The sequence below is a fragment of the Micromonospora sp. CPCC 205554 genome, assembly GCF_036902745.1.
Classification (GTDB): Bacteria; Actinomycetota; Actinomycetes; order Mycobacteriales; family Micromonosporaceae; genus Micromonospora; species Micromonospora tulbaghiae.
Map to the genome: position 1 here is coordinate 118,660 of NZ_JBAKHP010000011.1, position 12,386 is coordinate 131,045.

A 12,386-nucleotide genomic window follows, 5' to 3' on the forward strand; every position below is an offset into this window, starting at 1 on the left:
GCCGCTCCAGTGGCGCCAGCGACGCCCTTCGCTAAGATCCCGCCATGAACCGCGCCACCGTGTCGGTGCTGGCGTACGAGGGCATGTCGGTGTTCGAGACCGGCATCGTCACCGAGGTCTTCGGCCTGCCCCGCCCCGAGTTCGACGTGCCCTGGTACGAACTGACCGTCTGCGCGGAGACCCCCGGCACGGTGCGGCTGGTCGGCGGCGCCACCCTGCACACCGGCCATGGCCTCGACGCGTTCGCCGCCGCCGGCACGCTGATCGTGCCCGGGGTCGCCGACGTGCACGCCGACCCGACACCGGCGCTCACCGGCGCGCTCCGTGCGGCCCACCGGCGCGGCGCCCGGATCGTGTCGATCTGCTCGGGGGCGTTCGCGCTGGCCGGCGCGGGCCTGCTCGACGGCCGCCGGGCCACCACCCACTGGCGGTACGCCGACCTGCTCGCCCGGCGCCACCCGGCGGTACACGTCGACCCGGACGTGCTCTACGTGGACGACGGCGACATCCTCACCGGCGCGGGCAGCGCGGCGGGTCTCGACCTCTGCGTCCACCTGGTACGCCGCGACCACGGCCCGACGATCGCCAACGCGGTCGCCCGCCGGCTGGTCGTACCGCCGCACCGGGAGGGCGGCCAGGCGCAGTTCATCGAGGCGCCGGTGCCCGGCGACCCGGAGGACGACCGGCTCGCCGCGAGCATGTCCTGGGCGCTGGCGAACCTCGACACCCCGATCACCGTCGACCGGCTGGCCCGGCAGGCCCACATGTCGGCGCGTACCTACCTGCGGCACTTCGCGCGGGCCACCGGCACCACCCCGATCCGGTGGCTGATCGACCGGCGCGTCCAGGCCAGCCTGCCGCTGCTGGAGACGACCACCGCGCCGATCGAGGAGGTCGCCACGACCGTCGGGTTCGAGACGGCGGTGACGTTCCGGCACCACTTCACCGCCGCGATGCGGACCTCGCCGTCGGCGTACCGCCGGGCCTTCACCCGGCCCGGCGGGCGCCGCGCTCACGACCCGGCGGACCCCAGCGGTACGACGTAGGAGTCGACGCGGGCGATCAGCCCGTCGCGGAACGTGAACAGGTCGTTGAAGGCGAACCGGAACGGCCCGTGCTCGACGCTGACGCCCCGGCCCTCGCCCGTCACCACGACGACCGGCCCGTCCTCGTGCACGCGCTCGACGTCGAGCCGCGGGCTGCCGCTGAACGCCGGGTTCTCGATCTCGCCGTCGAACTCCGCCCGGCCCCGCGTGGTGCGGTGGCCGTGGATGACCCACTCGACATCGTCGGTGAGCGTGGCGAGGATGCGCTCGTGATCGCTCGCCCGGAAGCCGTCGAAGTACTCGGCGACCAGGTCACGCTGGGTTGCTCGGGTCACTGTCGTCTCCATCGTCGTGGTGTCGGAGGTGGGCGGCGAGGGCGTCGAGGATCGAGGCGAGCCCGTCGGCCGCCTGGTCGGTGCGCAGCTCGGGCGGGAGCTTGCGCTGGTGCACGGTGAGGTCGGTGCCGTCCCCGGCGGGCCGCAGCGTGACTGTGGTGCGCAGGCCGGTGACCGGCTCGTCGAACACCAGCTCACGCAGCGGGTCGACGCGTACGTAGACGAACCGCAGCCGTCCGGTCCGGCCGTCCGGCGCGCGCGTGTCGAGGGCGAACTCGCCGCCCGGTCGCAGGTCGACAGTCACCGACGTCCGCGGCACCGTGGCGTGCGAGCCGCCCCAGAACGCCGCGATGCCCGCCGGTGAGGTGAAGGCGGTCCACACCCGGTCCGGCCCGGCCGGCAGGTGGCGCCGGGCGATCAACTCGTCGCCGTGCCGTTCGGTGCGGGCCCTCACCGGGTCGCCTCGGGTTCGGCGAGGTGGGTCTCGAGCGCGTCGAGACGGTCGTCCCAGGCGCGGCGCTGCTCGTCGATCCACGCACTCAACCGGTTGAGCCGGTCGACGCGGAGCCGGCACGGTCGCCGCGTGCCCTCCCGTCGCTGCTCGACCAGGCCGCACCGGCGCAGGACGCCGACGTGGTGGGAGATGGCCTGCGGGGTCAGGTCGAACGGCTCGCCCAGCTCGCCGACTGTGGCCTCACCGCGGGCGAGGCGGGTCACCAGGGCGCGGCGGACCGGGTCGCCGAGGGCGGCGAACGCGAGGTCGAGGTCCGGATCGGAGCGCATGCCCCTCACGCTATCGCAAACATCCGTTTGCGCAAGTGACCCTTTGCGAATCCCTGGCAGGCGGGTGGGCTCCGCGCCGGAACGCGGCCGGGGGTGCGGGCGTTGGGGAAGCAGGGGGAGTGGCGGTGCCGTTTCGTGCGGCGTGGCATCGGGAACGTCGTCGGGACGGACACGGGACGGAGGGTCGACGTGAGGACACCGAGTCGCCGTAGGCGGATGCTTGGCGTACCCCTGCTCGTCACCGCGCTGCTGGCCGGCGCTTGTGGCGACGGCGGTGAGAACGACGGCGGCACCGCGGGGACCACCTCGCCGCCGGCCCCCGGCTCGACCGCAGCGACGCCGTCGGCGTCGCAGTCGTCCGGCGGGCGCGTGACGATCCCGACGTCCGCCTTCGCCGACCTGCCGCCGGAACTACACAAGTCCGACGCGCAACCGATGGAGGTCACCGACGCGCTGCCCGGGTTGTGCGACCAGGAGTTCCGCAGCGGCGGACGGTCGGTCACCGCGAGCGCCGCCATGATGAGCGCCTACAAGCAGCCGAAGGACCCGCCGGAGAACGTCCCCTACGGCACGCTGCACCAGACCGTCTTCGCCTTCGAGGGCACCGGCGCGGCCGACTACCTGCGCCGGGTCCGCGGCGCGGTGGCGGACTGCCGGTCGTTCCAGGCCTCGGGCGGCACCGTCACCGTCCGGTCCCAGCCGATGGCCGGGACCGGGGACGAGGCCCTGCTGGTCACCGTGAGCCGGCCGGCGACCGGTCTGGACGGCAGCCCGGCCGAGGGCCGGACCACCAGCCAGATCCTCGTGATCCGGGTCGCCGACGCGGTCACGGTCGTGCACGACCAGGGCTGGGAGGGCACCAGCAACGACCCCGGCCTGGCCGACGACATCGCCCGGTCCGCGGTCCGCGGCCTCGACTCCTGGCAGCGCTAGCGTCGGCGGCGCGCCATCCGGCGTACGAGCAGGAACGCGACGCCCCCGGCCAGCAACCAGGGCGCGGCGACCACGACCGGGTCGAGCGGGTGGTGCACGCGGTCGACCCGGTTGCCGCGTCGGGACGACAACCCGTGGTGGGTGAACTCGCTGCGCACGCCCGTCTCGGCCACCGGGTTGTCCGGGTTGCGGCGCAACAGCGACCCCAGCCTGCTCTCCGCGGTGTCGACGCGGTCGGCGGCGAGCAGCAGCAGCCAGTGCGCCGCGCGGCCCTCGCTGAACCGGCGGTACGAGTAGCGGCGGATCACGCCGGAGAGCCCCTTGGGCGGGCACGAGGTGCCGAAGACCGGGGTGAGGAACTTGTGCTCGATCGACCGCTCGCGCGGCCACTTCTCCGGCTGCCGCTCGGGGAACTCCCAGTGCGCTCCGGTGATCTCCGGGGCGAAGCGTTCCTTCGGCACGGAGGGCCGGTCCGCCGGGTCGAGGTCCGCGCCCCACCCGGGGATGCGGGCACGCAGCTCGTCCGGGGACTCGGCGAGTTTCGGTTTGTCCGGCGTGTACGGCATGGTGGGCTCCCGGTCCTCTCAGGCGGCGTTCGGGACGATGAGCGGCTTGATGCAGCCGTCGAGCTTGGCGGAGAAGATGTGGTACGCCTCGGCGACGTGCTCCAGCGGGATCCGGTGCGTCACGATGTCGCTGGGCTTGAGGTAGCCGTTGCGGATGTGCTCGAACAGGCGCGGCCACTGCCGCTTCACCGGGCACTGGTTCGTCCGCAGGGTGAGCCCCTTGTTCATCGCGTCGCCGAACTTCACCGCGCTGAACATCGGCCCGTACGCGCCCATCACGGAGATCGTGCCGCCCTTGCGTACCGAGTCGATGGCCCAGTTCAGCGCCACCGGCGAGCCGCCCTGCAACTTCAGCTTCGCCGCGGTGACGTGCTGGAGCAGGTTGCCGTCCGCCTCCGCGCCGACCGCGTCGATCGCCACGTCCGCGCCCAGGTGGTCGGTGATCTTCTTCATGTGCACGACGATGTCGTCGTACTCGGCGAAGTTGTACGTCTCGGCGTGGGCGAAGGAGGCGGCCTTCTCCAGCCGGTAGTCGAGGTGGTCGATGACGATGACCCGGCCGGCGCCCATCAGCCACGCCGACTTGGCGGCGTAGAGGCCGACCGGGCCGGCGCCGAAGACCACCACCACGTCACCCTCGGCGATGTCGCCGAGCTGCGCGCCGAAGTAGCCGGTGGCGAGCGCGTCGGTGAGCAGCACGGCGTCGTCGTCGTCCATCCACTCCGGAATCGGACTCGGCCCGACGTCGGCGAACGGCACCCGGACGTACTCGGCCTGGCCGCCGTCGTAGCCGCCGCAGGTGTGCGAGTAGCCGTAGATGCCGCCCACGGCGGTGGCGTTCGGGTTGACGTTGTGGCAGTTGCTGTAGAGGCCCCGGGCGCAGAAGAAGCACGACCCGCAGTACACGTTGAAGGGCACCATCACCCGGTCGCCGGGCTTGAGGTTGCGCACGGACGGCCCGACCTCGTCGACCACGCCGACGAACTCGTGACCGAACGTCATCCCGACCCGGGTGTCCGGCATCATTCCGTGGTAGAGGTGCAGGTCGGAGCCGCAGACGGCGGCCCGCGTCACCCGCACGATCGCGTCGTTGGGGTGCTCCACGACGGGCCGGTCCTTCTCCTGCACCCGCACCCGGTACGGACCGCGGTAGACCATTGCTCGCACTCGACGCCTCCCGGATGCCCGTGCCCCTGTACGACCCACCCCGGATCCTCCGGAGCACTGGAAGGGCTACCCGCGGAGATGCGGGACAAACGGGAGCGGGATCACCGGGCAGAATGGGCGGGCGACCACAGCCGTGACGCGATGGGAGCCCGCCATGGCCGCACGTCCGGACGTCGTCGTCCTCGGAGCCGGGGTCAGCGGCCTCAGCACCGGCATCCGGCTGGCCGAGAGCGGCGCCCGGGTGCTCGTCCGCACCGCGGCGCCGCCCGCGCACACGACGTCGGCGCTGGCCGGGGCGATGGTCGGCCCGAACCTGTCCCCACCCGGCGACCCGCAGCGCGCCTGGACCGACGAGACGCTGCGGGTGCTCGGCGCCGAGCCGCTGCCGGGCGTGGCGTGGCGTGGCGGCACGCTCGCCGCCCGGCCGGAAGGGGCGACGCCCCCGTTCGCCGACCAGACGCCGGGCTTCCGGCAGCTGGGCGACGACGAGCGCCCGGCCGGCTTCGGCACCGCGTTCACCGTCCGGCTGCCACTGGTCGACATGCCGGTCTACCTCGCATACCTCCTCGAGCGCTTGCGCGACGCCGGCGGCGAGGTGCGGGTCGCGCCGGTGGGCTCGCTCGACGAGGCGGCGACGTCGGCCCCGGTGGTGGTCAACTGCGCCGGGCTGGCGGCGCGGACGCTGACCGGGGACACCGGCCTGCACCCGGTGCGCGGCCCCCGGATCGTGGTGCGCAACCCCGGCCTGGACCGGTTCTTCATGGAGGCGCCGATGGCGCCGGCATGGGCGTCGATCTTCCCGCACGGCGACCACGTGGTGCTCGGCGGCGGGCAGCGGCGCAGCGACGACACGACTCCCGACCCGGCCGAGGAGGCCGACGTGATCGCCCGGTGCGCCGCGATCGAACCGTCCCTGGCCGGCTCCGAGGTCCTCGACCACCGCGTCGGGCTGCGCCCCGGCCGGTCGGCGCCCCGCGTGGACGCCGAGCGGCGTGGTGACGCGCTCGTCGTGCACAACTACGGCCACGCGGGCAACGGCGTCATGCTGTCCTGGGGCTGCGCCCGCGACGCCGCGGCGCTCGCCCTCGGGGCTGCGCCGCCGACCTGACGGGCGCCGGCCCGACGGCACGGTCAGGAGACGGCGGCCCGCACCAGCTCGGTGATCCTCTTCTCCACCTCCGGGCTCCACTTCACCAGCGCGAACGACGCCGGCCACATGTCGCCGTCGTCGAGGTTGGCCGCGTCCTGGAAGCCCAGCGTCGAGTAGCGGTAGTTGAACTTCCCCGAGTCCTGGAAGAAGACGACGATCTTTCCGGCCGCGTTGGCGTACGCCGGCATGCCGTACCAGGTCTTCGGCGACAGATCCGGCGCGGCGGACGTGATCGTCATGTGCACGCGCTCGGCCAGCTCGCGGTCGGCCGGCGCCATCTGCGCGATCCGGTCGAGCACCGCCTGGGGGTCGTCGGCCTTCTTCGCGCCCTTGCGCCCCTCGGCGCGCAGCTCGGCGGCGCGCTCCTTCATCGCGGCGCGTTCCTCGGCGCTGAAACCGTCGGACATCTCGATCCCCCTCGTGGCTCGCGGTCCGCGTGGTGCCGACCGCCCGGGGACAACGCTATGGCGCGGTGGTGACGGTGCGCTTCTCGATTCCTGATCACCTGCCGGGACCACGGCGACCGGGTGCGGCACCTACCATCGCCGGCATGGCAACCCGGCTCGTACAGATCAACATGAAGGCGCACGACGAGGTCGCGCTCGGTGACTTCTGGGCGAAGGTGCTCGACTGGGAGATCTCCAGCGAGGCACCCGGCGTGACGAACCTCGAACCCGAGGGCTTCAGCTACCCGGACCCCAGCGCGGTCTGCATCGACCTCGTCGTCTCCTCCGAACCGAAGACGGTGAAGAACCGCGTCCACGTCGACCTCGCGACCACGTCGGCCGCGCACCACGCGGAGGTGGTCGCGCGCCTGACCGCGCTCGGCGCCACCCCCGCCGACGTGGGCCAGGGCGACGTGCCGTGGACGGTCCTGGCGGATCCGGAGGGCAACGAGCTCTGCGTACGGGAGCCGAACCCGCGGCACGCGGACACCGGGCCGATCGCCGAGGTGGTGGTCGACTGCGCCGACCCGCGCGCCATGGCCGGCTTCTGGAGCCGGGCCACCGACTGGACCGTGCACGAGGTGACCGACCAGGAGGCGGTGCTGCGCTCCGCCAAGGGCGTCGGGCCGTACCTGCGGTTCGCCCGCACGGCCGACGCGAAGACCGGCTGGAACCGCGTCCACCTCGACGTCCGCCCGTACGCGTCGGACGACCTGGACGCCGAGACCGCGCGCCTGCGGACGCTGGGCGCCACCGACGCGGACCTGGGTGGGGCCGACATTCCGTGGCGGGTGCTGGTCGACCCGGAGGGCAACGAGTTCTGCGTCCTCACCCCGGGCTGACCGGCCACGGCGCCGGGCGGGCGGTCGCACCCGCCCGGCGCCGGTCAGGCCGTCCGTTCCGGCCGGAACTCGTGGACCACCTCGATCGGACCGACGATGTGCCTGTTGAACTCGTCCAGCTCCTCGGCCGGCACCCACAGCTCCAGGATGTCCCGGCCACCCACCTGCCGGACCGGGTAGCGGGCGGCGAACGTGCTGTCCACGTGGAAGCGCGTCACGTAGCCGACGCCGGAGGCCGGCACGTTCCAGTCCCGGGCGATCATGACGGCGTACTGCTCGTTGAGCACCGGATAGAAGATCGGCTGGTCCGGCAGCCGCGGCGGCCAGGCCCGCCAGCCGGAGGCGCGGACGAGGTCCAGCTCCCGCGGGCCGGTCGGGCGCCACAGCGTCGTCGTCTCCGTCATCACGTACCCCCTTCTGCCACGGTCGTGGCACCGTACCGGCGGCGCGCCGCGACCGGCCATCGGGTTTCGGCCGCAGAATCGACATCGGGTGCGATGAGTTCGCGAAGCCTCGGCGGTCCACCCGTCGACATCCCCAGACAGACAGGTAGGGAGCACCGTGATGGCCACTGTCATCTCCACGCTGTTCATCTCGGCCGACGGTGTCGCCGAGATCGACCCCGACTGGCACTTCCCGTACTTCGACGACAACATGGGCCGCGCCGTCGGTGAGGACTACGACACCTCCGACGTGCTGCTGATCGGCCGGGAGACGTACGACAGCTTCGCCGGCGCCTGGCCGGACCGGGAGGCCGCCGGCGGCGAGGACGCGCCGTTCGCCAAGCAGCTCGGCGACATGCGCAAGGTCGTCGTCTCCCGCCAGCCGCTGGAGTTCTCCTGGCGCAACTCCGAGCTGATCCAGGGCGACCTGGTGGACGCCGTGCGCGCGCTCAAGGCCGACGCCGGCATCAAGGGCATCCTCATCCCCGGATCGATCTCGGTGGTGCAGCAACTGCTCGCCGCGGGCCTGGTGGACGAACTGCGGCTGCTGGTGCACCCGGTCGCCGCCCGCAAGGGCCGCCGGCTGTTCGACGAGGGCGACGCGCCGTACCACCTGCGGGTGACCGCGACCGAGGCGTACCCGACCGGCGTGATCCGGGTGATCTACACCCCGGCGCCGGCGCCGGGCGCGGTCGGCTACGACGACGTCAAGGAGCAGGTGCCGGCCGGAAGCTGACGATCACGGGCCGCGGCGGGCCGGTGCGTCGTGAAAGGATCCGCCGGTGCGTCGCGCTCCGCTGCTGCTGATCCTCGCGGCGGTGTCCGCCGTCGCCCATGTCGCCGGTGTCCTGGTGGCCGCCCCGCTCTGGCGCGGCGCCGAGGTGCTGAGCCTGGCGCTGCTGCTCGGCTACGCCGTCGCCGCCGGGCTGCCGGCCCCGCGCTGGGCGGTACCGGCGGCACTCGTACCGCTGGTCGTGGCCGCGGTCCGGACCATGCCGGCCGAGCCGGGCGCCGGGGACTTCGGCTGGACGGTGTACGGCAGCGGCGACAGCGGCTTCGACGTCACCGCCAGCTTCGACGCGGCGTTCGCCGCAAGCTGGGCGGCGCTGATCGCGGTGGCGGTGCTGCTGGTCGCGTTCCGAGGGCGCGGACGGCGCCGGCACCTGATCGCCGCGGCGGTCGCCGCCGCGCCCGTCGTCGGGTACGCGGCGGTCCGGGTCACCGACGTCGGCGCCGCGGCCGCCGCGAGCACCCGGGTCGTGGAGGTGCGCACCGAGACCACGCTGACCCGGGTCGGCGGCCCCGGGTACGACCAGGCCGACGTCGTGCCCGCGCTCGTCCTCGCGGTGCTGCCGCCGCTGGCGCTCGCACTCGCCGCGCTGGCGCTCGCCGTGCTGCTGGCCGGGCGGGGCCGGCGGCTCGCCGCGACCGGCGCCGCACTGCTGGCGGTGCTCGCGTTGCCGCTGCTCGACGCGGGCATGGAGGCCGTCCCGCTGCCCTACTCGGCCGACGGCACCGCCCTGTTCGCCTGGTACGCGATCACGCCCACGGCGGCCGTGCCGCAACCGATGGCGGCGCTGACGGCGGTGGTGGAGCTGGCCGCGTACCTGCTGCTCGTCACCGGGCTGACCGGGTCGGACCGTGCCGAACCGGCGGCGCTCGCCCCGGCGGGGGCCGGATGACGTCAGGCGGTCGACTCCAGCTCGTCGAAGGCCATGTTCCACCACGACTCCGGATCCGCGAACGCGGCCGGGTCGACCGGGAGCAGGTCGTCGCGGATCGCCGCCGCCCGCGCGGCCCGTTCCCGCCCGCCCGGGTCGGTGGCGATGAGCTGCCCGAGCCGGTAGAGGAACTCCACGAACGCGGCGAACGTGCTGTTCACCGTCTCCAGGTTCGGTGTCTCCAGGTCCAGCAGGATCACCGCGCCGGTGCCGGCGTCCAGGCAGAACAGCAGCGCCGGGTCCTCCGGGGAGGCGCCCAGCACGACGTACGGGCGGGGGCCCTGGTCGCCCAGCTCGATCGACAGCGTGGAGAACAGTTCGACGTCCGGGACCGAGACGTCGACGGTGAACAGGATCGGCACCTCGACCGGCAGCGCCCCGTCGGGCGGGAACACCTCCGGCCCGAGCGGCCCGAGGATCGCGTCGAAGCGCTGGTCGGGGAAGTAGATGACGCCCCGCTCACCCCAGAGGGCGGTGAGCTGCTCCCGGGTGACGGTCACGGCTGCGCCTCGTCCTCGTCGTCCGGCTCGTCCTCGTCCGCCTCGTCGAGCAGGCCCTGCCGGTCCAGGAACGCGTACCACCCGTCGTCGTCGGTGACCAGCTCGGCGTAGCCGGGGCCGAGCACGTAGTAGTGCACGAACGAGTCGAGGTCGGGCGCCAGTTCCTCGAACGCGTCGCCCATGAACCACTCGGTGCCGGTCGGCGGGAAGTACCAGACCGCGCCGGTCGCCCGCTCCAGGAAGATCGGCTCGTCGCTGCGGGTGCCGACGACGAGCCAGCCGGTCTTGTCCTGCCGGACGGGGGAGAAGTCGGGCGCGTAGTCGAGGAAGTACTGCATCCCGGCGAGCCGGCCGGCCGAGGCCAGCTCGAACGCGCCGGCCCGCAGGCCGTCGGCGGCGAGCAGCAGATCACGCAGGCCGGCCGGCAGCTCCGCCGGCACGTCACCGGCGTCGGCCGGGTCGCCGATCTGCGCGTACGCGAGACTGGCCGGCTCGTCCGCGGCGAGGTCCGCGCGGAGTTCGCCGAGAAGCTGCGCGAGATCGGAAGTCAATCCACTACCTCTATTCGGATCGGGGTTCCGTCCGGCAGACTCTGGATCTGCCCCCAGATCTGGGAGCCGATGTCCGTGTTGGTTCTACCATGCAGCAGCTTGAGGTTGTCGACGGTGTCCGGCCCGCCGAGCTGGAGTTCCCACACGTGGTCGGGGTGGTAGTCGCTGAGCCGTTGACTGAGCCGGTTGGCGAGGTCCTTGTCGTGCGGCCAGTACTTGTCCCAGATCTTCTGCCGGATCCGGTCCTTGTACCCGTCGGTGATGCTCTTGTCGCGCTGCACCGGGTTGGTGGCCTTGTAGAGCTTGCCCTCGTCGCTGAGCTTCTTCAGTGCGGCCATCTTGCGCCGGAACTGGGCGGTGGCGTGGAAGTCCCGGCGCTCGACCCGGACGACCTTGGTGGGCAGGCTGCGGTTGGGCCCGGTGACCCGGACGATCGGCTTCTCCAGCTTCTCGACCGCCTTGCGGACGATCTTGCCGGCCGCCGGTTTCGCGGCGGCGCCCCGGCCGCGCCTCGGGCTAGGCATCGAGCAGTCTCCCGATGACCTGGTCGATCAGCGCGCCGACGATCTCCCGGGTGATGATCTGGAAGATCGGGATCTCGGCCAGCGAGGCGCCGAACGTGACCACGGCCGTGGCGATGGCCTGGGCGACCTGGAACGCGAGGATGGCGAGCTGCACGATCACCGCGATCTTCAGCGCCAGCACGATCGCCGCGCAGATGATCAGCCCGGCGCCGAGCAGCACGGCCGCGGGCATGCTGTCGTGCAGCACCAGCGGCCCGTTCTGCTCGCCGCCCCACCACTTCTGGAACGCGGCGATCGCCGGGCCGACGTTCTGCGTCCAGACCTGGGCGGCCGCCGCGTCCGCCTCGCCGACCGCCGCCCCGATCCGGCCGCCGAACTCCAGCCACGCCTGGCCCATCTCGAAGAGCTTCTCCTCGTCGGCCTGCGGCCAGGTGTAGCCGATCCAGCCGAGCGCGGTGACCAGCTCACTGGGTAGTTGCAGTCCCACGGCTCACCCCAGCCCGCCGGCGAGCGAGCGCATCGTGCCCGCGCCGTCCTCGTCGACCCGCTCGTACGCGTCGGCCATCCCGGCGATGTCGGCGCCCGCCGAGGTGAACTCGTCGGCGGCCATGCCGACGCAGTCGAAGATGTAGTTCGCCACCTCGGTGTACGCGATGCCGATGAGCGACCCGATGTCGTCGGCGCCCCACGGTTCGCCGTAGCCCTGCATCCGCGCCTCGAACGCCTCCAGCTCGCCGGTGAACCGCTTGGCGAGGTCGGTGACGCCGCGCCCGGCGGCCCGGATCAGCGGCGGGTGCACCTCGAAGCCGTCGCCGCTCATCGCTGCCCGCCGCGCGCCAGCCGCTCCTGCGCCTCGGTGAGCGCGTCGAGGAACGACCCGAGCCGGGGTACGGCGGTGTCCCGCACCTCCTGCAACTGCTCCCGCAACTGCGACATGTCCGCGACCTGCGGCGCCGGGCCGGTCCGCAGCCCGTCGATCGCGGCGTTCACCGCGTTGACGATGTGCGCGGTCAGCTCCTCGGAGCCGAGCCGCATCAGCCGCGGCTCGACGTGCAGCGACTGGAGCTTGCCGTCGCGCCCCATCTCGGCGCGTACCTGCCCGTCGGCGGCTTCGCCCACCGCGGGCGTCTCCGCCTCGCCCTCCGGCGGCGGACCGACCGTCCGAAGTGCCGCCATCGTCGCGTCGAGCATGCGGGTGAAGTCGCCGCTCATCGAAGGATCCGCAGTCATGAGCCCTCCCCAAGGCCAAACGCCACGAGCGTAACCGAGACGGACAAAGCGATTCCGCCCCGTACGACGGCACGGTCCACGACGGACCCGCCGACCGGCCTACCGTCGCGGGCGTGAACCGTCCGGACGCGAGCAGCGGACAACAGGTG

At 72.9% G+C, this 12,386-nt stretch carries 19 protein-coding genes; 6 read left to right on the top strand and 13 right to left on the bottom strand.

The genetic code is table 11. The annotated features are described in order from the left end of the window. The first annotated feature begins 44 nt into the window (after window positions 1–44). On the top strand, window positions 45–1,046 hold the full coding sequence (gene ftrA / locus V6U82_RS17115) for a transcriptional regulator FtrA (RefSeq protein WP_334462341.1): 1,002 nt from the start codon (window positions 45–47) through the stop codon (window positions 1,044–1,046). Here ftrA and V6U82_RS17120 read toward each other — a convergent pair. Genes V6U82_RS17120 through V6U82_RS17130 form a run of 3 tightly spaced genes read right to left on the bottom strand, consistent with a single transcriptional unit; the run spans window position 1,013 to window position 2,164 of the window. Beyond that, window positions 1,013–1,381 carry a nuclear transport factor 2 family protein gene (locus V6U82_RS17120; RefSeq protein ID WP_334462343.1) on the bottom strand — a complete coding sequence of 123 codons (369 nt, stop codon included), beginning with the start codon at window positions 1,379–1,381 and terminating at the stop codon, window positions 1,013–1,015. The genes ftrA and V6U82_RS17120 overlap by 34 nt on opposite strands. Continuing rightward, entirely contained in the window at window positions 1,359–1,835 is a 477-nt protein-coding gene (locus tag V6U82_RS17125) for an SRPBCC family protein (RefSeq protein ID WP_334462345.1), read from the bottom strand. Before V6U82_RS17125 ends, V6U82_RS17120 begins: the two co-directional genes overlap by 23 nt. After that, the gene (locus V6U82_RS17130) at window positions 1,832–2,164 is read right to left on the bottom strand and encodes an ArsR/SmtB family transcription factor (RefSeq protein ID WP_128137203.1); all 333 of its coding nucleotides are present in this window, start codon (window positions 2,162–2,164) and stop codon (window positions 1,832–1,834) included. The genes V6U82_RS17125 and V6U82_RS17130 overlap by 4 nt, the downstream gene beginning before the upstream one ends. A gap of 216 nt (window positions 2,165–2,380) precedes the next feature. Between V6U82_RS17130 and V6U82_RS17135 the strand changes: the two genes are divergently transcribed. Then, window positions 2,381–3,097, top strand: a complete 717-nt coding sequence (locus V6U82_RS17135) for a hypothetical protein (protein ID WP_334462348.1) — start codon at window positions 2,381–2,383, stop codon at window positions 3,095–3,097. Here V6U82_RS17135 and V6U82_RS17140 read toward each other — a convergent pair. Both V6U82_RS17140 and V6U82_RS17145 read right to left on the bottom strand, forming a co-directional pair. Beyond that, on the bottom strand, window positions 3,094–3,663 hold the full coding sequence (locus V6U82_RS17140; RefSeq protein WP_128137205.1) for a hypothetical protein: 570 nt from the start codon (window positions 3,661–3,663) through the stop codon (window positions 3,094–3,096). The two genes, V6U82_RS17135 and V6U82_RS17140, sit on opposite strands and share 4 nt — an antisense overlap. Before the next feature lie 18 nt (window positions 3,664–3,681). Beyond that, window positions 3,682–4,821 carry a zinc-dependent alcohol dehydrogenase gene (locus V6U82_RS17145; protein WP_258544854.1) on the bottom strand — a complete coding sequence of 380 codons (1,140 nt, stop codon included), beginning with the start codon at window positions 4,819–4,821 and terminating at the stop codon, window positions 3,682–3,684. 163 nt (window positions 4,822–4,984) lie between these two features. Between V6U82_RS17145 and V6U82_RS17150 the strand changes: the two genes are divergently transcribed. Beyond that, the gene (locus V6U82_RS17150) at window positions 4,985–5,938 is read left to right on the top strand and encodes an FAD-dependent oxidoreductase (protein ID WP_334462351.1); all 954 of its coding nucleotides are present in this window, start codon (window positions 4,985–4,987) and stop codon (window positions 5,936–5,938) included. 23 nt (window positions 5,939–5,961) lie between these two features. Here the strand turns inward: V6U82_RS17150 and V6U82_RS17155 are convergent, their stop codons facing one another. Beyond that, entirely contained in the window at window positions 5,962–6,387 is a 426-nt protein-coding gene (locus tag V6U82_RS17155) for an iron chaperone (RefSeq protein ID WP_334462354.1), read from the bottom strand. Window positions 6,388–6,530: 143 nt separating this feature from the next. On the opposite strand from V6U82_RS17155, the gene V6U82_RS17160 reads away from it, so the two are divergent. Continuing rightward, entirely contained in the window at window positions 6,531–7,268 is a 738-nt protein-coding gene (locus tag V6U82_RS17160) for a VOC family protein (protein WP_334462356.1), read from the top strand. A gap of 44 nt (window positions 7,269–7,312) precedes the next feature. Here the strand turns inward: V6U82_RS17160 and V6U82_RS17165 are convergent, their stop codons facing one another. Further along, on the bottom strand, window positions 7,313–7,672 hold the full coding sequence (locus V6U82_RS17165) for an ADP-ribosylation/crystallin J1 (RefSeq protein WP_128137209.1): 360 nt from the start codon (window positions 7,670–7,672) through the stop codon (window positions 7,313–7,315). A 160-nt stretch (window positions 7,673–7,832) separates the two neighbouring features. Here V6U82_RS17165 and V6U82_RS17170 point away from each other — a divergent pair, with 160 nt between their 5' ends. Both V6U82_RS17170 and V6U82_RS17175 read left to right on the top strand, forming a co-directional pair. Continuing rightward, window positions 7,833–8,447 (top strand): dihydrofolate reductase family protein, encoded by a 615-nt coding sequence (locus V6U82_RS17170; protein ID WP_334462358.1) that lies wholly within the window; start codon window positions 7,833–7,835, stop codon window positions 8,445–8,447. A gap of 46 nt (window positions 8,448–8,493) precedes the next feature. Further along, a complete protein-coding gene (locus V6U82_RS17175; RefSeq protein ID WP_334462359.1) occupies window positions 8,494–9,393 on the top strand; it encodes a hypothetical protein in 900 nt (299 codons plus the stop codon). A 2-nt stretch (window positions 9,394–9,395) separates the two neighbouring features. On the opposite strand, the gene V6U82_RS17180 is transcribed toward V6U82_RS17175, so the two are convergent. Genes V6U82_RS17180 through V6U82_RS17205 form a run of 6 tightly spaced genes read right to left on the bottom strand, consistent with a single transcriptional unit; the run spans window position 9,396 to window position 12,237 of the window. After that, complete coding sequence (locus V6U82_RS17180) at window positions 9,396–9,932, bottom strand: SUKH-4 family immunity protein (RefSeq protein WP_334462361.1); 537 nt, start codon at window positions 9,930–9,932, stop codon at window positions 9,396–9,398. Continuing rightward, a complete protein-coding gene (locus V6U82_RS17185; protein WP_334462363.1) occupies window positions 9,929–10,483 on the bottom strand; it encodes a hypothetical protein in 555 nt (184 codons plus the stop codon). The genes V6U82_RS17180 and V6U82_RS17185 overlap by 4 nt, the downstream gene beginning before the upstream one ends. Next, entirely contained in the window at window positions 10,480–11,007 is a 528-nt protein-coding gene (locus V6U82_RS17190) for an endonuclease (protein WP_334462365.1), read from the bottom strand. The genes V6U82_RS17185 and V6U82_RS17190 overlap by 4 nt, the downstream gene beginning before the upstream one ends. Continuing rightward, the gene (locus V6U82_RS17195; protein ID WP_334462367.1) at window positions 11,000–11,494 is read right to left on the bottom strand and encodes a WXG100-like domain-containing protein; all 495 of its coding nucleotides are present in this window, start codon (window positions 11,492–11,494) and stop codon (window positions 11,000–11,002) included. The genes V6U82_RS17190 and V6U82_RS17195 overlap by 8 nt, the downstream gene beginning before the upstream one ends. 3 nt (window positions 11,495–11,497) lie before the next feature. Next, window positions 11,498–11,827 (bottom strand): hypothetical protein, encoded by a 330-nt coding sequence (locus V6U82_RS17200; RefSeq protein ID WP_334462370.1) that lies wholly within the window; start codon window positions 11,825–11,827, stop codon window positions 11,498–11,500. Then, complete coding sequence (locus V6U82_RS17205; RefSeq protein ID WP_128138730.1) at window positions 11,824–12,237, bottom strand: YbaB/EbfC family nucleoid-associated protein; 414 nt, start codon at window positions 12,235–12,237, stop codon at window positions 11,824–11,826. Before V6U82_RS17205 ends, V6U82_RS17200 begins: the two co-directional genes overlap by 4 nt. Between the last annotated feature and the right edge of the window lie 149 nt (window positions 12,238–12,386).

Excerpts from the sequence above, each read along its gene's own strand:
- ftrA (WP_334462341.1), top strand. The coding sequence starts at position 45 with ATGAACCGCGCCACCGTGTCGGTGCTGGCGTACGAGGGCATGTCGGTG.
- V6U82_RS17130 (WP_128137203.1), bottom strand. The coding sequence starts at position 2,164 with ATGCGCTCCGATCCGGACCTCGACCTCGCGTTCGCCGCCCTCGGCGAC.
- V6U82_RS17135 (WP_334462348.1), top strand. The coding sequence starts at position 2,381 with ATGCTTGGCGTACCCCTGCTCGTCACCGCGCTGCTGGCCGGCGCTTGT.
- V6U82_RS17140 (WP_128137205.1), bottom strand. The coding sequence starts at position 3,663 with ATGCCGTACACGCCGGACAAACCGAAACTCGCCGAGTCCCCGGACGAG.
- V6U82_RS17145 (WP_258544854.1), bottom strand. The coding sequence starts at position 4,821 with ATGGTCTACCGCGGTCCGTACCGGGTGCGGGTGCAGGAGAAGGACCGG.
- V6U82_RS17150 (WP_334462351.1), top strand. The coding sequence starts at position 4,985 with ATGGCCGCACGTCCGGACGTCGTCGTCCTCGGAGCCGGGGTCAGCGGC.
- V6U82_RS17155 (WP_334462354.1), bottom strand. The coding sequence starts at position 6,387 with ATGTCCGACGGTTTCAGCGCCGAGGAACGCGCCGCGATGAAGGAGCGC.
- V6U82_RS17160 (WP_334462356.1), top strand. The coding sequence starts at position 6,531 with ATGGCAACCCGGCTCGTACAGATCAACATGAAGGCGCACGACGAGGTC.
- V6U82_RS17165 (WP_128137209.1), bottom strand. The coding sequence starts at position 7,672 with ATGACGGAGACGACGACGCTGTGGCGCCCGACCGGCCCGCGGGAGCTG.
- V6U82_RS17170 (WP_334462358.1), top strand. The coding sequence starts at position 7,833 with ATGGCCACTGTCATCTCCACGCTGTTCATCTCGGCCGACGGTGTCGCC.
- V6U82_RS17190 (WP_334462365.1), bottom strand. The coding sequence starts at position 11,007 with ATGCCTAGCCCGAGGCGCGGCCGGGGCGCCGCCGCGAAACCGGCGGCC.
- V6U82_RS17200 (WP_334462370.1), bottom strand. The coding sequence starts at position 11,827 with ATGAGCGGCGACGGCTTCGAGGTGCACCCGCCGCTGATCCGGGCCGCC.
- V6U82_RS17205 (WP_128138730.1), bottom strand. The coding sequence starts at position 12,237 with ATGACTGCGGATCCTTCGATGAGCGGCGACTTCACCCGCATGCTCGAC.